Here is a 23,110-nt window from a genome sequence, read left to right on the forward strand (position 1 = left end):
GTAAATAGCAATGTAAAAACTACGATAGATCACGTGGACATAGATTCCGTTTGCCAAAAAATAAGAATTTAAAAAAACAGCCTCCCCCCTTTACTACCAAGGGGATAGGCTGTTTTCTGAATTTCATTAAAGATACCCGTTCACAAGACATTCAAAATCGCTCAAGAACTTGGTACTATTTTATATTGCTGCTGGATTCTATGAAGCAAAAATCGCTGTTGCTTTATCTTATACACTTCAAAAAGGAACTCGCCGTCGTAGTACTCTGCGTTAACCATTGCGCCTAGTAATCCACCAACATTTCCCTTATTTTTCCACTCTCTAAAAAAGTGAGGGTTGATCTGCTTTATTTAACTAATTCTCCTTTAATTCGCGCTCCTTCAACCCAGGCAGCGTGTGCACCAACCGCAATTTGATCCGGCAATATAATTCTTGCTATTGGTCCTAGTGTGAGATCGCTTGCATCCATGATGAGACACTCTGAACGTTTTTCATTCATATCTGTTACTAGAGTGATTAAGTAGCCATCGTCTTCTTCCACTGCATTAGCAGGTCGTGCGATATGTGGTTCACTTCCCATACGCCCTTCACCATAGTCATACGTTTGTGTTGTGCCTTCTTTTAAATCATATTTTATAAGTCCAGTTAAGTACCAAGCTTTACTTGGATCTGGGCTAAATATCGAATTATAACTGTAACGATATTTTTTACCTACATAATCATTACTAACAACTGGGTATTCCGTATATTCATCACCTAGGAACCCTTCTGTCGTTTTACCTGTCTTCATATTAAACGTCCAACGATACATCTTATATTGAGTTGCTGTCTTATTAAATGCTTCCGTAATTCTATCATTTGCATTAGCGGCTTGTTTACCTACTTCAGGTTTACCTGGATTAAATGATACGCAACCTTCCATTACGACATTATCTCCATCTTCGTAACAGTTTGATAGATGTAAGATGAAACAAGGTTTTGCTTCAAACCATTTAATGTCTTCATTTGATCCGTGACGTGGAATAATTCCAAATCGGGAAGGCATATTATCAAAAAATGTTACTTTCCTTTCCCCTTTTTCTAATAGTTCAGGGTCAAATATAAATGGCAAATCATGAAGAATCGAATAGTTTTTCGTTATACCGAGATCATGTGGCCAACGTACACCTGGCAAGTCAATTGGAACATAATGTTTCAATTGGCTATCTGGGCCTACAACGCCATAATTCATATATGGGTATGTTTCGCTGAAGTTAAAGAACATCAACTCTCCAGTATCGTTATCTACTTTATAGTGTGAACAAATACCTTGCGGAGCAACCGTAGTATTCCATGAATCCGGCTCAAGCATCTCTAGCGTAATCGGATCCAAACGATTGACTTCACTACATTGTGACATCGTCGCTATTAATCTACCAGCATGCGCAATGACATCTGTACCCGCGTTGTCTTTCATTGTCCCCATGCTTCCCCACCCTTGACGCGTGTTCAAATGGGGTTCTAAAATTCCAGACCAGAGTGACTTCCCAGCAGCTTCTTCTGCTAAAAATCCAGTAGTACGAACGAAGCGGTTGCGATAAGTCGCTTTCCCATCTTCAAAATGAACCGCGTGAAGCATGCCGTCTCCATCAAATGGGTGATAAACACCCATAGGAGCATGAACTTGGTTATGACCATTACGAACGTAAATTCCATGCAAATCTTTTGGAATCTCCCCAATAACTTCTAAACTATCCGTTGTCGCTGTGTACTCTTTACTCATAGGTGAAAAGTGTTCCGTTAAAAATGGACTTGTTTCATCTTCCGCAATGGTTAATTTAACTTCGTTCTCAATTTTAATCATGTTTTACTCCCTTTCTGCATTTACATTTTTTCAATCCGTCGTTTTTTCAATAAATAGCTAAGATTAATTTATCTACGTGATGTTAACGCTTACATATACTTTGCGTATATAGCAACGTGTTTCTCTGGTGTTATTTACATTGTAAACCTACCTAACTATCAAAGTCAACAAATTATTTAAAATAGTCTGACTTAGATGGTTAAATAATTAGAAACTTGACGTCCTCCTCCCTTTTCCACTAGTTGTGTAACGCAAATCCACTTGTAGACCATTAAAATAAGCTAAATAAACAAAATCATAGCCATAGGAACAGATCCAGGTCCTTCCATTTCAACTGTCATCCACAAACCTGTCACTATACCAATCGGTTCTTCCTTCGCTTCGAGCACAGGTCCTTGTTCAATATGAAGTTCTAAAAATGCTGCTATCTTGGAAGTGTCAATCAAACATTCTTCAAACTTTGATGGATCACAGCCAAATTCAATGAGCGCCTTGCGTCTCGTCATCCCTGTCTTGTCCTGGCGTTCCAATTCACCTTCTTCCAATAGATCTAACATGCCTCTCACACCAAATAAACCTTTATTGAAACGTGAACCTTCTTCGTCCGCAAACGCTATAACTACAATAGGAATATTCGGTGTAATTCCTTGTTCATAAAGAGACTCTAGAACTTCAAGTGCTCCGATTACACCGAGTGCCCCATCATATCTTCCACCGTAAGGCTGCGAATCAATATGTGAGCCAATCACTAAAGCTGGTGCATCGTTTTCTACGCCGGCCATTCTTCCAATTACGTTACCGAAATGGTCAATTTTCGTCTGTAAACCAATGGTGTCCATATATTTTTTAACATGAAGTACAGCTTGCTTATCTTCAGATGAATGGGCTAGTCTCGATACCCTGTAGAACCGATTTTCCCTATCTGTGCTAAGTTTTGTAGATTGTTATTTAACCTAACTGCATGAATAGCTCTTGACAACGCTTTCATTTGAACACTCCTCTACTCTATTTCTTTACTATTCTACTAGTAAGTGTATAGCTAATTCTGTCAATCCTTGTTATACAAACTGTAAAGTGATTACATGAAAAATTTCACAGATAGTCTAGTCTTATTGCGTAGTACTATAGATTATTCGTAGTTGGCACACTTATCGGACGAATCTCGTCGAAGCAATGCGTTCATACGAAAAACTCCCTAACCAAAATTTGGTTAGGGAGTAAACTATCTTGTATAAATGTACCTACTTAGCAAACCGTTCAATCAATTCCCGTGTCAAATGAAACCGTGGTTCCGATCGATTCCCATCTATTTCCTCTACTCCGATTAAAACAGAAATGACCCGCTGCCCATTAAATACTCCAGTCCCTGTAAAACAAGGTCCCGCCGCATCTGTATATCCAGTCTTTAATCCATCCAGACCCGCCATCTGCATGCGCATACCCGGTAGAAGTAAATTGGTATTCCACATCGTCATTCCTTGTCTTGACTTAAAGCTAGGCAGCTTGGTGAATTCCAGCACGTCGGGATGTTTTTTAATTAGCCGATCCGCGATGATAGCGACATCATAAGCAGATGCCAGATTGTTTTTATTCTCTCCTCTCCCCAAATAACTGCCATCTAACCCGTGCGGATTGTAGAACGTTGTATGCTTTAGCTTAAACGCACGCGCTTGTTCATTCATAATCGAGACAAATTCTTCTTCACTGCCAGCTACAAGTTCAGCGAGAGCAAGGGCGGCATCGTTCGCGGAGATGACGGTCATCGCGATGAATAGTTCATGTACGGTATAGCTTTGATTGGCTTGCATCCCGAGCTTCGATGCGCTCGCAAACTGGGCTAGGTTCACTACCGTTGCACTCGGATGATAGACGGTGTCCCATGTGAGTGAACCGTTTTTAATCGCATTCAAGACAATATATTGCGTCATAATTTTCGTCATACTAGCAATCGGTAACGGCTTCTTGCTATTTTTTTCATAGACAACCTTCCCCGTCTCCGCGTTAAGCAGCATCATCGCCTTTGCTGATACATTCCAGTTTTCTTGCTTTACTTTAAAGTCGTCCCACTCTGTAACCCAAATATAAATTCCGAAGCACAAAAGTAAAATAAACACGAACTTTTTCATTCATACACCTTCCTATATTATTCATTATGAGGGAGATGGATTAAGAATAGTAGTGGGTGTTTCTGAAGAATGTATGAAGGATAGGATACGTTTGTATGGATCAACTCTGCATGGATCGCATACCACACTTTCCCTATCGCCATACATTGACTTCCCGGCTAAATAATCATAACATTTAAATAATACAATGCATTTAGGAGGCCATATATATGACAAACGAACTTCAACAAGCAATTCAACTTCTTAAAAGTAAAAAGTGGGTGGATTTGACGCATACATTCGGACCTGATTCGCCGCATTTTTCCGCATTTGATGCAGCTGAATTTGAGACATTATTCACACATGACGACGGGTTCTTCGCTCAAAGTTTCAAAATGGCAGGCCAGTACGGAACGCATATCGACGCACCGATTCACTTTGTGCGTGATACGCGGTTTCTAGACGAGCTCGACTTGAAAGAATTGGTACTACCTTTAGTCGTTATGGACTTCTCCAAAGAAGCACAAAAAGATCATGATTTCACGGTAAGTATTGAGGACATCAAATCATTTGAGGAACAGCATGGACAGATTGAGGCAGGTACATTTGTTGCGTTGCGGACAGATTGGAGTAAACGCTGGCCCGACAATGAAGCTTTCTGTAATAAGGATGCGGAAGGAAATAACCGAATACCCGGCTGGGGCTTGGAGGCGTTAGAGTTTTTATTCACTGAACGCAATATTCAAGCAGTTGGGCATGAAACATTCGATACAGATTCAGCGATTGATTTCCAAAAGCATCAAGCATTGCGCGGGGAATATTATGTATTGGAGCAAGATACATACCAAGTCGAACTACTGACAAACTTGGATCAGTTGCCTGCAAAAGGTGCGGTGATTTTCAATATTATGCCGAAGCCAGAGAAAGCATCTGGTTTCCCAGTTAGAAGTTTTGCGGTGTTGCCATAAGTTTGAATATGCTTGAGTAGTAAATTTCATGTTTGTTTCTTGCGCAAGTATTGTTTATATTCATCATAAAAGTACCTCTACAAGAAACATTCATGATGTTTTCTCATAGCTACTAAAGAAAATGTGTTTTTCGTTTATTTTCACGAAAGTTGACTTCCAACTACTAAGTAATTCGTAGAGTAAAACTACACACTAGAGCAACTATTTTGCATTCGGGTAAACTACTCCACCAACAACTCGTTCAAAAACGGTAATAATTCTTTTTCAAAATCGATCCATTCATCATTAGCCAATTGACGTAAATAGTGTGCGGTTTTCGACTTTTGTTCAGTTGTTAATCGCGCATATACATCAGGATCAACGAATTTCTTCATAATGCGTGCTACAGTGTAAATCTCAGAATCTATCGTCATTTGCATGTAGTTATACTGCATTTCCGCATATCCATACAGTGTAAATAATGGCTCTACATAATCTGTGTTGTACTCCTCGTTTTCAAAAAAGAGTGCACTATCTCTTAGCATATCTTGTATGCCATTTTCCATTCCTTCTTCATAGACGGACATTTTATTATAAAACACAAATGTAGTACTACCAAATAGAATTACCAGTATGACCAATAGAATGAGACCCACTTTTACTTTCATAAAATCCCCCCACTTTTTATAGATTAAGTACATCATACCATTGTTCAACTATTCCTACGTTCATACTATTTGAATGTGTTCATTTCCTTGAAGGTTAAGAATTGTACCCGGCAAACAGGACGATGACCAAACTTTCTGCCCATACGACTATCTACACAAATGGATGACATCATTTAGAGCGTTTCACATATACTAACATGAGGTGAATAGATGCCAAGAATTAAATATCGAGAGACCGACGTTGATTTAATGGCACGGATGATGCGAGCGGAAGCTGAGGGTGAAGGAAATCAGGGGATGTTGTATGTTGGAAATGTAATTGTCAATCGCGCAGTTGCAGATTGTTTAGATTTTAACGATGTACGAACCATTAATGATGTACTTTTTCAGATTCAAGGTGGAAACTATTCGTTCGAAGCGGTTCAAAAAGGAAATTTGTTTTATCAACGAGCCCGCGCTTCAGAAAAGAGATTAGCCGAACAGAATTTAAAATATTGGAGACAGCATCCAGCAAACTACGCGCTGTGGTACTTCAATCCCTATGCACCATGTCCACCCACATGGTATAACCAACCTTTTACCGGTCAATATAAAAGCCATTGTTTTTATGAACCTATAGCGGGGACTTGTGAAAGTGTTTATATGGGATAAGTAATTTTACTAAAGTCATACCTTCTAGATTCATCATCTAGGGGGCATGGCTTTTTATGTTGCATTATGCGCGTATAAATTGAAGCCGCTCTAGCTGCCAAGCGCCACAATTCCTTTGAAGGATTAAGCGAACCTCTTGACGAATAATCACACTTAGAAGAGTTGATGAAAGACGCAAAAATCAAACCAATGGTTAATCAAGTAGAAGATCATCCCCTTTTATCACAAAAAGAACTACAAGCATTTTGCCAACAACATGGCCTTGGTCACCACTCATGCAAGGTGCGTTGCTAGAAAATAAGGAGTTACAAGAACTAGCAGACCGTCATAACAAATCAGTCGCCCAAGTGATTCTACGCTGGGATTTACAAAACGGTGTAATTACGATACCGAAATCAACGACCCCTCACCGTATCGCTGAAAATGCAGACATATTTAACTTCGAACTAGCTCCTGAGGATATGAAACGAATCGATGCGTTAAATAAAAACCTACGCGTCGGACCCGATCCTGACAATTTTGATTTTTGATAAGAAAAGCCCTGATTTTTCTATAGGGCTTTATTTCGAATTAAAATTACTATATATATGTGGAAGCCTTAGTCTTAGCTTTATAAAGTAAATTTCTAAACTCCAATACTATCGTGTTACGAACGCTTCTCTCTATCTCACTATTGACTTCTATTACAGTAAACATTAAACTATCTGTATATTCAGATAACAAGAGAGGTGACAAAAGTGAAAATTACAAGACTCGGTCATGCAATGTACTTACTAACTAGTCCAATGGGTAAGAACTATTTAATTGATCCGTTCTTTGATTTAAACCCTGGTTGTCCACAAGAATACAATACTGAAGAATTTTTCAGCACAGTCGATGCCGTTTTTCTAACACATGGTCATTTTGATCATACAAGCGGGCTTCAAAAAATGATAGACGTACAGCCGCAACTTTTAGTTGTTGCACCTTATGAACTTGCGATGATTCTTCTGCAAAAAGGCATCCAACATGTTTTCCCATTGAATTTAGGTGGCTCGATTGAATTGGAAGATGTGCATGTAACTATGGTTCCTGCAAAACATAGTTCTTCATTCGGAGAAACGGAAGGTCCTCCTATCTATGCAGGCGAAGCTTCTGGTTATGTATTTGAATTCACGGATGGTCCCACATTGTATCATTCAGGAGATACCGCACTTAGCTACGATATTCAACTAATTAATGAGCTATATAAACCAACTATCGCTATTCTATCTTCTTCAGGTCAATTTACAATGGGACCAAGAGAAGCAGCCTATGCAGTTCGCAATTTCTTGGACGTTGATATTGTCATTCCAAGCCACACTTTCCCTACCGCAGAAACAGCAACCTCAACCGAAATATATGAACAATTAATCGGTGCATTCCCAGTTGTAAAATTCATGGTGGATCGAGATCATGAATTAGAAGAATTGCTAAAAGATTATGACCGGACAGAAGTTATTGCGTTGGGATTTGGGGAACAATATGAATTCCGTTCAAACAAAGATTCTACATCTCCTAATTAGTATCGATACCTCCCTACGATACTGTAAGGAGGTTTTTATTATTTCAGTAGCAGCAGGTGGAAAAGTCTTCACTAGCTCTGAAATCCTCAACTAAATCACAGTTCTTTCTTGAATCGTTTTTCCATCAGGAGAAATCGTATTATCCCATTTACTAACTACGGAAACCAGTTAATCACATTGTCGTACTATGGATGTCTTGTACTACCTCATTTAAATCCCTGATCGCTTTTTCCATATCTGCACAAGGTCTAAGCGCCACATAGTCTTTCAATTGAATGCTTCCCTTTTAACTAGTAATTTCTGGTTAAAAACCCCTTTCTATTTCCCAAGCAATAAACGCAGTTCCCAAACTCTTTACTTTTTTATTAATATAATGAGCGACTTCATCCCTTTTCTCATTCACTGTCATTTAGTCTATTGATGCATCATTTCTTTTCCCCTATGACCCGCCATGGAAATAATATCATTTCCCTAATGCGAACTCTGTAGCTTAGTCTTCTGGCTGATGATAGCCTGCATCAAATTCTCGTAAGGGCATATTTTTCATCGTTCTTCTAATTTGTTTTGACTAGTTGCGATTAGATGTATTTGTATATTAACATGGTATACCTCCGTTTTTCCGCTAGTATTTAGTTTACAAACAGGGATTTTCGTGGAGAGTTTTAATGATTTTTGAATAATACAGTCAATAATTCATAAAATAAAAAGTGGACAGCAAATGAAGCAACGTATGGTTGCCATCAAATGTTATCCATCCATTCGTCAAGGACCTTGAAACTAATCGAAAAATAGATCGCTAACTGAATATACTTTTGGTCTATTTCCTCCACAATCAACAATTTCTAATTCTATTAATGTCTTCAAAATCGTTCGTATTGTTTTCTCTGACTTATTCGTAATATCTTTTAATTCTAAAATCGATAGCCCTTTGTCTTCCGAAAAATAGAAGTTTTGCGCCAAGATGAATAACATATCTCTATATTTTTCATCTAACTGATCTAAGCGAGAATCAGAAATGATTTTATCATTAAAACTATTGAGGAGTTCCAGTTTTTCTTTTAATTCAGCAATCATATCTTGTAAAGAATTGGAGAGTATTTCTAAAAAGGTGTCGATAAAATTATTCATTTCACCGCGATTTCCTACTTTGTTTGTATTTTCAAATGCTTCTAGATACTTTTTATTATATTTATTACAACCTCTTGACAAGGAGATGGCTGCTAATTCAGATAGTGAATCGTTTAAATACATACTGCTGATAAATCTTGAAGTCCTTCCATTGCCATCATAGAACGGATGAATATAGCCAAAGTAATAATGTGCAATCGCAATTTTAATTAGTTCATGATAATCATTTGATTTTAAAAAGTTAATCATAGTTGTTATGTGATCAATAATTTTACTTTCAGGTGTGATGCCTCTGTGTATTTCCTTACCTGTTCCACTCTTTTTCAATATACATGTTGCATCTTTTCTGAAAATCTTTCCATCTGGCCGATCTTCAGCACTTATTTCTTCGAGTACTACATAGTCATATATTTTTCTAATATCCTCAGCGGATTCTAATAAATCGAGATCATTACTGAGTAATTTTGTGTAAGAGTTTACCATACTAGAAAATCGCAACTTTTTTTTAGAACCTTTATTTAATTCCCTAACACTTCTAGCCAGTTCTTCTCTAGAACTTCTAACCCCTTCGATTTCATTCGTATTTTGCATTTCCGCAACTAAACAATCGAAAATGTAACTATTTTGAGCAATCCCCGGAAGGACTCCAAATATTCTCATGATCTGTTGATTCAACTTATAGATATTACTAATTTCATCAATAATCTTTGATGTAGGCAAGTAATAGATAGGGTACTCAAAGTTATGGTGTAGCGGCTTCACAGCCATGGGAAGAATTTCTACATTTTCATTGTGTATCCTTTGTTTGTAGACTTCAGAGAAATCGCTGGAAGAAGATTCATTAAACACTTTGTATAGATGCTTCATTAGTATCACTCTCTTTAATCGTTTTATATCATTTTCACATATAAAGCCTTCCTAGTCCATTCCTAATGGTAAAATCAATGAATTTTACCGCATTGTCATCATGAATACGTTTTTTGTGAGTAATTTCGACAATTATTCACACTCCTTTTGCTCCTTATATAGACAGCAACATGCAAAAAGTGGACAGTGTGAATTTGTAAAATCTATAAAAATACACAACGTCGAGATTCATCTCGACATTATCTTTATTCTTTATGTTTTTAAGTTCTTAAGTAATAGGCTTACCCATAATGAGTTGATGGTTCTTACCAACTTGGGTAAATACAATACCCCATAGTGGACTGTCGATTTATTCAGTTTGCATAAAGCTACATGTTCATAACATTTTTTTGCTAATCGCATACACTAGAGAGACAATAGTACGTTGAAGGAAGTGTAAATTATGGAGTCTGGGTATACAAGTCAAGCGAGGCAGCAAACGATGTCGCCTGAATTATATGCTGCGAAAATCACATTGTTCAGAGCGGCAATTGCGCTTAGAGAGTTAGAAAATCCTGATCCACTAAACGCACAGCAACAAGAAGATGTATCGTGCATACTATCTTCAAATAGTTCGCAGTATCCAAAAAACAACCCCCATCCATGCCAATATTCGGCACAAACAAGGGTTCACTAAAAACTCGCTTACTCAACCTCACAATCTATTTCGTATCCTCGTCCACATCACACGGTGGCTTTCGAACAATCGTCTTACTACCAGAATACAACCCACTAGCAGACAATCCCATAATAATTCCACTTAGTATGCCAGACTTCCAATCTTGCGGAAACAGATAGAAGATGCCGCCACCAATACCAAAAATAAGTGCAAAGACTGGCATGAGTTTCTTCGGCAATCCATAGGCTTTCATGACCTCGATCAAACCAATAATGACCGGGATAAGTACGATATCTGTAATTTCCAACGCGTGTCCCTCCCTTTTCTTCTATTCTATTCACACTCTATGCAAGATGAATCGGCGCTTTGCATAGAGTGTAGAAGAAACTTTAGCGAAAGGAGATTATTATGGTCGTTGGATTGCTCATTATTTTAGTATTGGTGCTATTTTTGCCTTTTACGGTTTCACCCATCGAACGCAATTTGGAGCTGTTTTTATTTGTGATGGGTTGTGGTGCAGCGTTTGTTAGTGGTGTGCTGGATCCCGAGTTATGGATGCAAGCCGTGCGTGATCCATTGCATATTACGTTAGCGGTAATTGTGGCGGGGATATTATTTCGCTGGTTACGCAAGCCGTTTGAGAAGACTGTGCTATCGGGTAGTCGGATTATTCCGTTCCGATTGTTTCTTGCGCTCGTGATTATGGCATTAGGATTGATATCAAGTATGATTACCGCCATCATTGCGGCATTAGTGCTTGTGGCGATTGCTTCGGTATTACAGATGGACAGACAATCGGAAATTTGTTTTGTAATTCTTGCGTGTTATTCGATTGGCTTGGGGGCGGTGCTGACGCCGATTGGAGAGCCACTTTCTACAATTGCGACGAATAAATTGAATGAGGATTTCTATTATCTGATGAATTTGCTTGGAGCCGATATTGTGGCGGGTATTTTTGCCTTTGGTGTTCTGGCGATTTTGTTAATCCGCCCACGCAATCGTTCGTTGTTGCGTCCATCCAAACAGACGGCAGAATCGTACATAAGTATTCTAGGACGTGGATTGAAGGTATATGTCTTCGTTCTCGCCTTGACGCTTCTTGGCGCGGGGTTCGAGCCGCTAATTAGTTTGTACTTGCTCGATCTTCATCCGCTAACACTGTACTGGATTAATATGATTTCTGCGGTGCTCGACAATGCGACACTCGCTGCGGCGGAGATTAGTCCTGCGATGGATGAGTCGACAATTCAGGCGCTGTTGCTCGGTTTGCTAATTAGTGGTGGGATGCTGATTCCTGGTAATATACCGAATATTATTGCGGCAGGTAAGTTGAATATTCGCAGTGGCGAATGGGCTCGAGTAGGTGTGCCGTTAGGATTGCTTGCGATGGTTGTGTATTTTGTGATTTTGTTTGGGAGACAATAAAAGTGAATAGTAACAACAGGTAGAACAGATCCACGAAGCGGATACTTGGGCAAATGACTGCAACAACATTTATGGAAAGGTTTTGCTACTATCGCTAGGGCACATGGTATACTAGTAGTTAGAAAAGTAATAGACAGAACAGGAGCGGAAACTTTGAGGTTGAATCAATATATTAGTTCTTCGGGATTCTGTTCTAGAAGACAAGCGGAGCGGTATATTACTGCGGAAAAAGTTCTAGTAAATGGCGAGATTGCGCCTCATGTGTATTTTGTTGAAGATCATGATCAGGTCGAAGTAGATGGTCATAAAATTAAGCACACTTCACAAGAGGTTTATATAATGCTTAATAAACCAAGTGGGATTACTTGTACAGCCTCTCCTACCATTGCTAATAATATTATTGACTTTGTATCCTATCCTGAACGTATTTTTCCAGTGGGACGTCTAGATAAAGAAACTGAAGGTCTTATTTTATTAACAAATGACGGAAGCATTGTAAATGAGTTAATGAAAGAAGAAAACAACCATGAAAAAGAATACATTGTAACCGTCGATAAAAAAATCACAGATACATTTTTGGACGGTTTATCAAACGGTGTAGATATTTATAATCCAAGAAAAAAGGGCTATACACGAACAAATCCTTGCCCTGTCACTCAGTTGGATGAATATTCTTTTCGCATGACGCTTTCACAAGGGTTGAATCGACAAATCCGCAGAATGTGCAGACGTTTTCAATATACCGTTACACACTTACAAAGGGTTCGAATTAAACATATTCAGCTCGGCTCATTAGACCGCGGTCAATGGCGCTATTTGACTACAGAGGAAATAGCAGGGCTGAATAGGTAGGCGTTTCATTCTGAAAGTGTGAATAAATTTAGTTGATTGAGTGTAAACATCTTTTGTTAGTTAGTACTGAATGATATGTATAAAGAGTAGCCACAATAGCTAACGGGTTCTTTTGTGGAGTACAAAATGGTAGTACGTATATGAAAAAGGAGGCGAATCCGGAATGGTTTCGACCTCTTTTTTGTCACTATAAAAAATATACACAATATGTTCTACTGTGAATTTTTCATTCTAGAATCCGCACCTGATTGTTTAGAAACTTACTTTATACTACTGGATATAAATATCGAGACATCTTGATTCATAAAAATAATTGCACCAAACCGCCAATGATTGCTACGGAAAGCATAATCTTACTTATCATAATAAATTTTCCGCTTGTTAACTTCACTACCACCGCCAATACAGCTACAACACCCCAAGCGATTGCTAATACTCTTTGTCCAGTAAAGTTCATAGGTAAAGCTGAAAAGGCCATGTAAGACAAAAGCACACCAAATAACATGTTCATAAAAAATACATAGTTGTTTGACTCATTTTTACTTCTATATAATAAGATTTGAATAATTACAGCTGTGACGAGTAAAACGATAAATACAATCATCAAAATTCCCAATGCCATACGAATTACTCCTTTATTATAGTAGAATTATAATATCATTTATACACTCCTGAATACAAATTGTAAGTGTAACCCCTTCAGTTCACTCGTACTAAATACAAAAAAGAACAAAAGACGGGGCTGTCGCAAACAACGTTAGTTACCAATAAAGTCGATGATCCCCATCCTGTATTAATGACCTTAACTGTAGTAGCTACTCCCCTTAACAGAAGTTAAATGTATGATATGGTAGATTTACTAAAAGTTTACTAAACTCAGATGTCAATTAATGTCCCTACTTAAGTTTCTTCTGTTACTTATCGCTCTTTAATCCACACTTTATATTTCGAGTCGTCTATTTCCACGATTTTCGTATTTGGATTCGGGGCCCGGTTTTTCCGTACGAAACCAGCTTCGAATGTAGACGTTTCCGAACGTTGATCAAGGGTTTCTTCTGAAGGTATGCCAAGTCCAATCGCATCCGTAACGACCCACGCATCATCGGTGTTTTCGATATTCGCTACAAAGAACTCTTCTTTATTATCCGTGATCCCCTTGTAGACGCTAATCACTCGATCTTTACTAACTTCTTGTATTTTGTACACTTTCACAACTTCCGCATAACCTTCTTCTGAATGAAGCAGTTCTAATGCTTCTTTCGGTGTGTTGGCTGTACTATTTTTATTCGCGGTACACCCTACTAGTACAACTGCTACTAACATAAATAAGAATAGTTTCTTGTACATGAGACATTCACCTCGACGTATAGATTTCCAACATTACTTCGATAGTTCAAAATAATCTTGGATTTTTCTGTTCTTATTTTGAATTTGACACGTATTGCTAATGCAGGAGTGAAATTCGTCAACAACTTACTAATTCCTTGAAGATCTTCGTTTACATAACTTTCCGTCCGTTATTCCTCTCTACTCGTCAATCGTTTTTATTCATCTTCTCAGCTATCGACTGAAGGATTTCATTTTTCCGCTCTTGTATTCGAATGAATTTAATCAAAAACCAGACAATAAACACAATCGGGATCAAATAAATGAATACACCTGCAATCGGAAGAAGCGCAAAAATTATATCTCCACTCATAGTTACTACTTCCTTTCCTATCGACTTATTAAACGCACACAATTAGTCGAGTGATTTTTTCATAGAGACAACAGCCAGACTTGTACCATCTGGTCTATGTAATATTTCTTCATCGTAAATCGCATAGCCCATTGATTGATACAACATAATATTTTTCGTTACATCTGCACGAACTTTGCATAGTAATGTAGACTTGTTATGTTGTCTCGCATAGTCCTCTAAAAATCGCAGGATCTTTTTCGCGAGTCCTCGCCCTTGTCTCTCAGGAATGACAGAAAACCTTGAAAAATATATACCGTGGTCTTGCTGGCGAAAACGAATCATTGCGACTGGCTCATCGTCCATATAGCCGATGAGCGCTTCTTCACCATCTTTCATAGCTGCTGTTATACTTTGCACGGTTTCTTGCAGAGCGCTAGTGGGCGGTGTTGCATTTTTATATTCCTGGAATGCTCGAATCATTAAGTCGTGGATGATAGGTGTATCTGTAATTTCAGCTACTACAATTTTCATAACAGTCCTCATTTCGTTTAGTTTGTTTTTTTAGTAGACTTTCTACAGTAACTTAAAGAGTGAATGTTTCTTTAATTATAACATAGTACAATAACTCTCCATTACTGGATACAAAAAAACATCACCAGTACAGGCGATGTTTTTTTGTATTCCTTCTTATAGACCTAGTGAGAATAGGATGACTGCAAGCGCAGCACCTAGTAAAGGTACAACGACAGACAATGCGCCAAACGCTGGATACGCGTCTTTATGCGTTTCCCCGGCAATCGATCGGATAGTCGTTACAACATATCCACCTTGTGGCAGTGAATCCAATGACCCCGAAGATATAGCTACTGTACGGTGTAATGCGTCTGCATTTACACCTAAATCTAAATAATGTGGTGCTAGTAATGGTAGCGCAATTGCTTGTCCACCTGAAGATGATCCAGTTAATCCGGCAATGACTGCTACTGCAAGTGCTCCACCAATTAGTGGGCTACCTGGTATATCCGTCATCACGTTTACTGCTGATTCAAAAGCAGGTGTCGCTTTAACTACCCCACCAAAACCAACGACTGCTGCTGTATTGGCGATTGCAATTACAGCGCCCATTGCACCTTCTCCAACGGCATGTCCAAAGTTTTGGAAATACTTTTTATTGAGTAGAAATGTGGCTAATATACCGCCACTTAGGGAGATAATTAGCGCAGATGTTCCAAGTGAGTTGTGGAAAACTAATGTAATGCCAAGAACAACTACTAAAGGAATCATGCTAAGTAATGGATTTGGAAGGTCTCTTTCCATATCTACTTCCTTATCCGTATCTCTAGCAACAAATTTTTCCCCTTTAGCAACAGCTTTTGAAATCATGCGCTTCAACCACCAATATCCAAATAAGAACATGAAGATGGCTACGAAAAAGCTGACTTGCCATCCTGCATATGGAGTCGTTCCTAAAAACTCAATTGGAATCCAGTTTTGAATTTCAGGAGATCCTGCAGACGTCATCGTGAATGTTGTTGAACCAAACGCTAATGCAGCCGGTATGAATCTTCTTGGAAGATCAGCTTGCTTAAAAAGACTTAACGCCATCGGGTACACCGAGAACGCAACAACAAACAAACTGACACCGCCATACGTTAACACGGCACAGGCAATTACAACGGCCAATGCTGCCCGCTTCATACCAATTTTACTAACGATCCATTGTGAAATACTATCGGCACCACCGCTATCTTCCATGACTTTACCGAAGATTGCACCCGTCAGAAACATCAAATACCAAGAGGCGATGAATCCAGTAAATCCACCCATATAGTTCGTTAAGAAGTTAACCGCGCCTTCTTCTACTAATTGTGGAAAAAGAGGAATGCCATTCAGAATTGCGATAAACAGTGCTGTGATTGGTGCCGCAATGAGAAGGTTCATCCCCCTCATTGTTAAATAGATTAAGATCGCTAGTCCAGCAAACAAGCCGATCATTCCTAACATAATCATTCCTCCTAAATACCTTAACACCCCGAAATCTTAAGTTAGTTTTTGCCGTATCGTGAAACGCGAAGATCTGCTTGTCTAGCATGTCCTTCAAAGTTTTCTAATCGACAAAGGCGTGCCGCATACTCACCGATGTACGCTGTAGCTTCAGGCGTTACTTTTTGATATGTAACCGTTTTGATAAATTTACCAACCCATAATCCACCTGTGTAACGAGCGGCTCCTTTAGTCGGTAGCGTATGGTTTGTACCAATTACTTTATCTCCGTACGCAACATTCGTCTCTGGTCCTAAGAATAAGCAACCGTAGTTTGTCATATTTTCAAGGAAATAGTCAGGATTCTCCGTCAAAATTTCTACGTGTTCGTATGCCATGCGATCCGCTTCTACGCGTGCTTCTTCAATAGAATCTACAACTAATACTTGACCGTAGTCTTCCCATGAAACACTTGCTACGTCTGCTGTCGGAAGAGTTTCCAACTGACGAGCGATTTCTTTAATCGTTTCGTGTGCAAGTTCTTCAGAAGTCGTGATTAATGCTCCTGGAGATGTTGGGCCGTGTTCGCCTTGCCCCAACAGATCCGTAGCAATCATTTCCGCATCTGCTGTATGATCTGCAACGACTAATGTTTCTGTAGGTCCTGCAAAAAGATCAATACCTACGCGGCCATACAATTGACGCTTCGCTTCAGCGACGAATGCATTACCAGGTCCGACAATCATATCGACAGATTCAATCGTTTCTGTCCCAATTGCCATTGCCCCCATTGCTTGAATGCCACCTAATAAGTAAATTTCGTCTGCTCCTGCTAAATACATTGCAGCAATTGTCGCTTTCGGAATTTCACCATTGATAGGTGGTGTACACGCGATTACTCGCTTCACTCCTGCTACCTTTGCAGTCAACACACTCATATGTGCTGAAGCTACCATTGGATAACGTCCACCAGGGATATAACAACCTACACTATCTACTGGAATATTTTTATGTCCAAGAATAACGCCAGGAATATTTTCAACTTCCACATCGTGCAATGAAGCCAGTTGTGCTTCAGCGAATGCTTTAATATTCGTTTGTGCAAATTTAATGTCTTCAATCACATGGTCAGGCACTTGTGCGACTATTTCTTTAATTTCAGATTCACTTAATTTAAATGATTCTGGCGACCACTTATCAAATTTCTCAGAGAGCTCTCTTACCGCTTGGTCTCCGCGAGTTTCCACATCTTTTAGCGCTCCCGAAACAATTTCAGCAACCTTTGTGTCGTTAGCTACCACTTCTTCTTGTGATTTACCTGCTTTAATTACTTTTACCATCATTACGCCTCCTATTTTGTCCCGCTTTTTAAACTACTTACAACTTATTTACTTAGAGCATACCTTCTTTTGCATACGTATGCAAATTTCTCTACGGAAAATACTATTCTAATTTTCCGTTGAAGTCAATACCTTTACGTAGTTTTTCTTTCAACTAATTTCCCATCGACTTCGATTGTACGCACAACCCCTGTGTAAGACGTAACTTCTTCCATCAAATACGTTACGGTCGCTTCAATCATTTCTTCAATTGGCTGTTCCCATGTAGTCAGTTCATACGCCGGCCAAGAAGCGAGATCGATATTATCAAATCCAACGACTTTAGTATGTTCCGGAATCAAAATATTATACTTACGTAGCCCATCCATTAAACCAAGTGCCATAATGTCATTCGCGACAAAAAATGCAGAAGGTAATTGATTTTCTTTTAGTACAGTCATCGCTATGTCATAACCACCTTCATAGGTGTAGTCCGAATTATATGTACGATAGGCCACTTTTTGTTGATCAAGAACTTCACAAAAACCTTTTTTACGCTCAATACTTGTAGACGTTTTTTCATCTCCTGTTACCAATACTAAATCAGTCGCCCCTTTAGATAGTAAAAACTGTGCAATCGAGCGACCAGCTTCTAAATTATTGCAACATACGGAATGAAACGTGCCAGTTCGTAGCTTTCTATTAAAGAAAACGAGTGGAATATGATTCTTTTTAAATTCCTCTCCCACTTCTTGCGACATAGTAGCATCAGTCACAATAACACCCGCCACATTATAGGTAAGTAATGTTTCAATGTCCTCATCTTGAATTTCATCATTATTTGTATAAACAAATAAGATACTGTATCCTTGTTCTTTAAAAATCGAACTGAAGCGTTTCAATACATGTGCATAAAATGGATTTTGTACACCTTTCATAACCAATCCAATAATTTTCGACTGGTTTGTTATGAGACTTCTCGCGTATACGTTCGGCCGATAACCGAGTTCTGCAGCTGCTTCAAGAACCCGTTTCTTCGTTTTTTCAGAGACGGTAGCCCCTTGAAAGTACACTCTTGAAACTGAAGATTGTGAAACTCCCGCCAGCTTAGCAACGTCCTTCGCAGTTACCATTTCTTTCATTTCATCCATTCCTTTACAAACGTTTTCGATTCCTAGTAGTAATTCTTTGTCTATGTGTCCTTACTATATAGTCTTCCAGCCTATCCCATGATAAATCCATAACTGTAAGTATAGCAAATTGCGAATTGAAAACTCTACTGTTGTTAAACGACCCGTAACATTTTCATATTCTGATAATAAATAAAAGCACCGCCAGTGGCAGTGCTTTTACTCACTTTCTCCGCTTCGTCAAACGCCCCAGCACAAATGCGCCAGTTGCCAATCCAATCATCGTATTGGTCTTTTTATTGAACACTTGCTTAAGCATCAAATTAATATTTTGCGGGCGTTCAGCTAATCTACGCATGAAGTACCCGTACCAATCCTCACCAAACGGTACGTATGTACAGAAACGATAGCCTTCGTTTGCTAACGCCAGTTGTAAATCTTTACGGAAGCCGTACAACATCTGGAACTCGAACTGATCCAGTGGAATATCATATGTTTTCACGAACTGTTTGACGTGATCGATAATTTTATCATCATGCGTCGCAATCGACGTATACGTACCGTGAAGTAAATGTTCTTCGATAATTTGGATATAGTTTGCATCAATTGCCTGTTTGTCCTGATACGCGACGTCTGAAGACTCTTTGTATGCACCTTTTACTAGACGGATTCGTGCGTCATGATATTTTTTCGTATCATCTAAGGCACGATGGAAGTACGCTTGGAGTACTGTACCAACATTTGTGTAACCGCCTTCTTTGAGTTCATCTAGCAAACGCAATGTCGGTTCGAGTCGCGGATAGTTTTCCATGTCCATATTGACGAAAATATCATCTTTTCTTGCTTTGTCGACGATTTCCTTAATTTGTTGTTTACAGAAATCGTAGTCAATATCGAGACCGAGCTGGGAAGGTTTTAAAGAGATGTGCGCGTCCACTTGTTGTTCACGGATCGCGTCTATGACCGCTAGGATTTGCTCTTTTGCTTTGATGGCCTCGCTCTTTTCAAAAACAAATTCACCTAAGTTATCAATCGTACAAGAAATACCTGCTTGATTCAGTTCTTTAACGCTTTCTATCATTTCTTCGATAGTAGTTCCCGCCACTACTTGTTGAGCTCCTAAACGGAGGCCGTATTTTTGGGCGGCACTGTTCAATAATTGATTTTCTGATAAACCGATAAAGAAATCTCGCAGCATAAGTTCCACCTCATTTGTATGATTCGTATACTGAAATTATATCACGATTCTTCCCACTATTCCTATCATTTGCTGTATCTCTAACTACCAGTAAACGCCATCATGCGATCAGCTGGACTTCCTAGTTTAATAAAATCCTGCAAATCAAGTAGTGGGATTGGAAAATAAGGGAATCCTGCGGCGTATGGTGATATTTCGTATAGCTGGAAATAGACAACGAGCGATGTATCTGCGATGTAGAAATCTTGATTTGGGCTAATTTGCTTAAATGGCTCAAGTATAGGGGTTTTCCATTGCTGAATATGCCTTCGAACATATTCTGAAATATGTTGCACATAAGGACTCCCCGGCTTGAATAGATCGGGCAAGTTATACATCCTTCCAGTACGCGTGTCGAGCGTCAGTGATTTCACAACGGTCATGCCGTGCGCTCCACCTGTAAAGGAATAGACGATTAAGTTTATACTCAAAATCCCTCGCTGATTATTTTTGATTTCATAAGTGGCCAATAATTCCACAAGACTCGGTTCATAATAACTATTATCAATGAGTAATTTATTCATTTCTTTGAAAAGAATTTGATTAAGTTGTCGCTGCATGTTGGAGTCATCCAACTGAGTGATGATAGGATAATAAATATCCACTTTCGGTCTTGCGTTTGATACATGATGCGTCTGGATCATGGCAGGCGATTTCATGGATTCATCCTTTCGAAACATTTGTCTACTATATGCAACTCCTGAAAGGAAAGTTTCTCGCTTTTTTAGTCGTCCTATGGTAGGATAAATTCTTAATAGAATGAGGATGTGAAGCAAAATGATTACTATTCAAATACCAAAACCAGATGTAACGATCGTTCGCAGAAAGCAAGAATTAGGACCGGACGTAACACCGATCAAGCCAATCTACGGTTTTATTGACTTTCATGAGATCCCTCGTGATAAGGGCGGCCTTTTGTTGTTCTTCAATCAAAGTGACGAGCTTTTATTTGTAGGGAAAGCAAGAAAATTGCGCCCACGTTTGAAAAAGCATTTTGATGATCAAGTGTCTCCACTGCGCAATCACCGTGAAGAAGTAGCTAAGATTTCCGCTATTTTTGTCGATGATGCAATGGAGCGTGAAATCTACGAGACGTATATTATTAATACGCAATTTGCGAAGTATAATACCGAAAAAGCTTTTTACAGAGACTAAGCTGTCTGCACCCGCAGACGGCTTTTTATTTTACCTCTATGTCCCGTCGACGTTTTTAGCTAGTTGTACGTCAATGATATTAGCCACTTGAATCTTTTCCGTGCCAAACGGATCACGTAGGATGATGACAGCAGATTGTAGATTCAGTGCTTCAATGACCCCTTGATGATAACGTACTTCCCCGTCATGCCATGTTTTCAGATATACTTCGCAGCGACGTCGAGAAGCTACGTCTAACGTCTCCTGCATCGCCTGAAGTTCCCAATCCGTTAATACTGGTCGTTCAATGTAGTCATCCGCCTGCTGCCATTCACGCAGTCTCTCCAAGTGCTCAGGCAACATCAATGAAGTCCATTTAATCGATCCACGGTCTCGATTTCTATCCATAAAAACCTCTCCTCTAATTTACGTATGTATGTTCGTTAGTATACAGAACATACATTCTAATTACAACGTAAATAAGAACCACTCGGAGAAAATACATCCAGCGTAGTCATAAGATATAGTTAGGCGATCATACAACACAAAAAGTGCTGAGAACTCATTTGAGTTTTCAGCACTTTACAATTACACGTCTTTCGGCAATTTGAACGATCCTACAAACACTTCAAGGTCATGCGCCATAGAATTCGTTTGCGTCGAGCGTTCAGAAATTTCTTCGATACTCGCTGCTGTTTGCTCAGCAGCTGCCGCAATATTATTTGTCATATCTTCAATTTCTCGTACAGAATATGTTAAGTTCTCAATCAATTTTACAACTTCTGTTGATTTTTCTGCCTCTGATGTCATCAAATTCGAGATATTCTTAATTTCCTTCACTGTTTCTCCAACAGCTGTAGAAATATTACTCAATGACTGGGAAGTAAGTCGGACAGTTTCGGTACCTTTTGTAATATATTTCGTATTTTCTGAAGTAGATGAAATCACTTGCTGGATACGTTCAGAAATATCTTGCACCAACTTTTCTACTTCCAATACCTCTTGATTGGATTGCTCCGCCAAGTTCCGTACTTCTTCGGCTACGACCGCAAATCCTTTCCCATGTTCGCCTGCACGTGCGGCTTCGATGGATGCATTCAGTGCCAGCAAATTCGTCTGAGCAGCAATACCTGCGATCGAGCCTGTGATATTCTGAATCTTCGTCATCGATTCGACTAAATTTTGTATCGTATCGCTAACTTCTTGTGAACCGTTTTGGATTAACTCCATATCGTGACTAATTTCATCCGCACGATTCGCACCTTCTAATGCAATCTTCATCGTTTCATTAGAATTTATGAGCATTGCATCGGCATCCAGCTTTGTATTGCGCAAATCATGGGCTAATGTGGACAGAATGCCCGATGCGCTTTCAGCAGTTGTTGTGCCATCTGTTACAGCGGTAGCGACTTCTTCTATGCTATTTGCGACCATAGAAACGGCTTCACGCATTTCCTCTAAAGAAGAAGAGGTCTCCCCCGCATTTTCGGATAAATTATGCGACGTCGTATTCATAGTAGAAATCATTTCTTGCAAATTCACCGTCATACGATTCAATGTGCGAGCCAAGTCGCCTACTTCATCCTGTGATGTCACTTCAGTCGCTTTCACGGCTAAATCACCATCCGCAATTTTCTTCGCCTGTTCAATCAAGCTAGAAATTGGCTTCGTTTTACGGCGAATCAGGAAGCCTGTGCCGATAGAAGCAAGAAGCATTGGAATAATACTGATCAAAATTCCATCACGCACAACATCCCATGTTCGGTTTTTGACGATAGAAGCATCAAAATCAATGACGCTGATCGCGACTACTTCTTTACTCGTATCATGGTCTTTGTGAATAGGTGCGTAGCCGGATAAACGTTTCATGCCACCGAATTCATAGGGTTGTGAGTAGGTCGGATGATTATGCGCCAATAAATCGTCTACCGCTTCTCG

At 39.3% G+C, this 23,110-nt stretch carries 24 protein-coding genes and 1 pseudogene; 8 read left to right on the forward strand and 17 right to left on the reverse strand.

Annotated elements, in window-relative coordinates:
* Positions 1-346: 346 nt before the first annotated feature.
* The 3 genes from ORD22_RS02600 to ORD22_RS02610 form a co-directional block, all read right to left on the reverse strand.
* The gene (locus ORD22_RS02600; protein WP_317644308.1) at positions 347-1,843 is read right to left on the reverse strand and encodes a carotenoid oxygenase family protein; all 1,497 of its coding nucleotides are present in this window, start codon (positions 1,841-1,843) and stop codon (positions 347-349) included.
* A 281-nt stretch (positions 1,844-2,124) separates the two neighbouring features.
* Positions 2,125-2,682, reverse strand: coding sequence for a M20/M25/M40 family metallo-hydrolase (locus ORD22_RS02605; RefSeq protein WP_317644309.1), 558 nt, complete (start codon positions 2,680-2,682; stop codon positions 2,125-2,127).
* 402 nt (positions 2,683-3,084) lie between these two features.
* Positions 3,085-3,969: a D-alanyl-D-alanine carboxypeptidase family protein gene (locus ORD22_RS02610; protein WP_317644310.1), complete on the reverse strand. Its 885-nt coding sequence runs from the start codon at positions 3,967-3,969 to the stop codon at positions 3,085-3,087.
* A gap of 209 nt (positions 3,970-4,178) precedes the next feature.
* Here ORD22_RS02610 and ORD22_RS02615 point away from each other — a divergent pair, with 209 nt between their 5' ends.
* Positions 4,179-4,916: a cyclase family protein gene (locus ORD22_RS02615; RefSeq protein ID WP_317644311.1), complete on the forward strand. Its 738-nt coding sequence runs from the start codon at positions 4,179-4,181 to the stop codon at positions 4,914-4,916.
* 221 nt (positions 4,917-5,137) lie between these two features.
* Here ORD22_RS02615 and ORD22_RS02620 read toward each other — a convergent pair whose 3' ends face one another.
* Positions 5,138-5,563 (reverse strand): hypothetical protein, encoded by a 426-nt coding sequence (locus tag ORD22_RS02620; protein WP_317644312.1) that lies wholly within the window; start codon positions 5,561-5,563, stop codon positions 5,138-5,140.
* 210 nt (positions 5,564-5,773) lie between these two features.
* Between ORD22_RS02620 and ORD22_RS02625 the strand changes: the two genes are divergently transcribed.
* The 3 genes and pseudogenes from ORD22_RS02625 (at position 5,774) to ORD22_RS02635 (ending at position 7,758) form a co-directional block, all read left to right on the forward strand.
* Positions 5,774-6,214: a cell wall hydrolase gene (locus tag ORD22_RS02625; RefSeq protein WP_317644313.1), complete on the forward strand. Its 441-nt coding sequence runs from the start codon at positions 5,774-5,776 to the stop codon at positions 6,212-6,214.
* A gap of 150 nt (positions 6,215-6,364) precedes the next feature.
* Positions 6,365-6,744, forward strand: a pseudogene (locus tag ORD22_RS02630) (aldo/keto reductase); the annotation flags it as partial.
* Positions 6,745-6,951: 207 nt separating this feature from the next.
* Positions 6,952-7,758, forward strand: coding sequence for a metal-dependent hydrolase (locus tag ORD22_RS02635; protein ID WP_317644315.1), 807 nt, complete (start codon positions 6,952-6,954; stop codon positions 7,756-7,758).
* Between the two features lie 777 nt (positions 7,759-8,535).
* Here the strand turns inward: ORD22_RS02635 and ORD22_RS02640 are convergent.
* Positions 8,536-9,753: a Fic family protein gene (locus ORD22_RS02640; protein WP_317644317.1), complete on the reverse strand. Its 1,218-nt coding sequence runs from the start codon at positions 9,751-9,753 to the stop codon at positions 8,536-8,538.
* A gap of 442 nt (positions 9,754-10,195) precedes the next feature.
* Between ORD22_RS02640 and ORD22_RS02645 the strand changes: the two genes are divergently transcribed.
* The gene (locus ORD22_RS02645; RefSeq protein WP_317644318.1) at positions 10,196-10,429 is read left to right on the forward strand and encodes a hypothetical protein; all 234 of its coding nucleotides are present in this window, start codon (positions 10,196-10,198) and stop codon (positions 10,427-10,429) included.
* 25 nt (positions 10,430-10,454) lie between these two features.
* Here ORD22_RS02645 and ORD22_RS02650 read toward each other — a convergent pair whose 3' ends face one another.
* Entirely contained in the window at positions 10,455-10,718 is a 264-nt protein-coding gene (locus ORD22_RS02650) for a hypothetical protein (protein WP_317644319.1), read from the reverse strand.
* Between the two features lie 101 nt (positions 10,719-10,819).
* Between ORD22_RS02650 and ORD22_RS02655 the strand changes: the two genes are divergently transcribed.
* A complete protein-coding gene (locus tag ORD22_RS02655) occupies positions 10,820-11,836 on the forward strand; it encodes a DUF1646 family protein (RefSeq protein ID WP_317644320.1) in 1,017 nt (338 codons plus the stop codon).
* Between the two features lie 153 nt (positions 11,837-11,989).
* A complete protein-coding gene (locus tag ORD22_RS02660) occupies positions 11,990-12,688 on the forward strand; it encodes a pseudouridine synthase (protein WP_317644321.1) in 699 nt (232 codons plus the stop codon).
* Positions 12,689-12,989: 301 nt separating this feature from the next.
* Here ORD22_RS02660 and ORD22_RS02665 read toward each other — a convergent pair whose 3' ends face one another.
* From ORD22_RS02665 to ORD22_RS02705, 9 genes are all read right to left on the reverse strand, one after another.
* Positions 12,990-13,310: a hypothetical protein gene (locus ORD22_RS02665; protein ID WP_317644322.1), complete on the reverse strand. Its 321-nt coding sequence runs from the start codon at positions 13,308-13,310 to the stop codon at positions 12,990-12,992.
* A 296-nt stretch (positions 13,311-13,606) separates the two neighbouring features.
* Positions 13,607-14,035, reverse strand: coding sequence for a hypothetical protein (locus ORD22_RS02670; protein ID WP_317644323.1), 429 nt, complete (start codon positions 14,033-14,035; stop codon positions 13,607-13,609).
* A gap of 187 nt (positions 14,036-14,222) precedes the next feature.
* A complete protein-coding gene (locus ORD22_RS02675) occupies positions 14,223-14,387 on the reverse strand; it encodes a hypothetical protein (protein ID WP_317644324.1) in 165 nt (54 codons plus the stop codon).
* Between the two features lie 42 nt (positions 14,388-14,429).
* Complete coding sequence (locus tag ORD22_RS02680) at positions 14,430-14,900, reverse strand: GNAT family N-acetyltransferase (RefSeq protein WP_317644325.1); 471 nt, start codon at positions 14,898-14,900, stop codon at positions 14,430-14,432.
* A 156-nt stretch (positions 14,901-15,056) separates the two neighbouring features.
* Complete coding sequence (locus ORD22_RS02685) at positions 15,057-16,373, reverse strand: GntP family permease (RefSeq protein WP_317644327.1); 1,317 nt, start codon at positions 16,371-16,373, stop codon at positions 15,057-15,059.
* Between the two features lie 41 nt (positions 16,374-16,414).
* On the reverse strand, positions 16,415-17,692 hold the full coding sequence (gene hisD, locus ORD22_RS02690; RefSeq protein WP_317644328.1) for a histidinol dehydrogenase: 1,278 nt from the start codon (positions 17,690-17,692) through the stop codon (positions 16,415-16,417).
* A 134-nt stretch (positions 17,693-17,826) separates the two neighbouring features.
* Positions 17,827-18,822: a LacI family DNA-binding transcriptional regulator gene (locus tag ORD22_RS02695; protein WP_317644329.1), complete on the reverse strand. Its 996-nt coding sequence runs from the start codon at positions 18,820-18,822 to the stop codon at positions 17,827-17,829.
* Between the two features lie 202 nt (positions 18,823-19,024).
* The gene (locus tag ORD22_RS02700; RefSeq protein WP_317644330.1) at positions 19,025-19,999 is read right to left on the reverse strand and encodes a proline dehydrogenase family protein; all 975 of its coding nucleotides are present in this window, start codon (positions 19,997-19,999) and stop codon (positions 19,025-19,027) included.
* Between the two features lie 80 nt (positions 20,000-20,079).
* Positions 20,080-20,718, reverse strand: a complete 639-nt coding sequence (locus tag ORD22_RS02705) for a DUF3298 and DUF4163 domain-containing protein (protein WP_317644331.1) — start codon at positions 20,716-20,718, stop codon at positions 20,080-20,082.
* 97 nt (positions 20,719-20,815) lie between these two features.
* Here ORD22_RS02705 and ORD22_RS02710 point away from each other — a divergent pair, with 97 nt between their 5' ends.
* Positions 20,816-21,193, forward strand: a complete 378-nt coding sequence (locus ORD22_RS02710; RefSeq protein WP_317644332.1) for a nucleotide excision repair endonuclease — start codon at positions 20,816-20,818, stop codon at positions 21,191-21,193.
* Between the two features lie 36 nt (positions 21,194-21,229).
* On the opposite strand, the gene ORD22_RS02715 is transcribed toward ORD22_RS02710, so the two are convergent.
* A complete protein-coding gene (locus ORD22_RS02715) occupies positions 21,230-21,580 on the reverse strand; it encodes a YolD-like family protein (protein ID WP_317644333.1) in 351 nt (116 codons plus the stop codon).
* A gap of 180 nt (positions 21,581-21,760) precedes the next feature.
* A partial coding sequence (locus ORD22_RS02720; RefSeq protein WP_317644334.1) for a methyl-accepting chemotaxis protein occupies positions 21,761-23,110 on the reverse strand: 1,350 nt, incomplete at its 5' end.

The organism is Sporosarcina sp. GW1-11, assembly GCF_033088395.1.
Lineage (GTDB): Bacteria > Bacillota > Bacilli > Bacillales_A > Planococcaceae > Sporosarcina.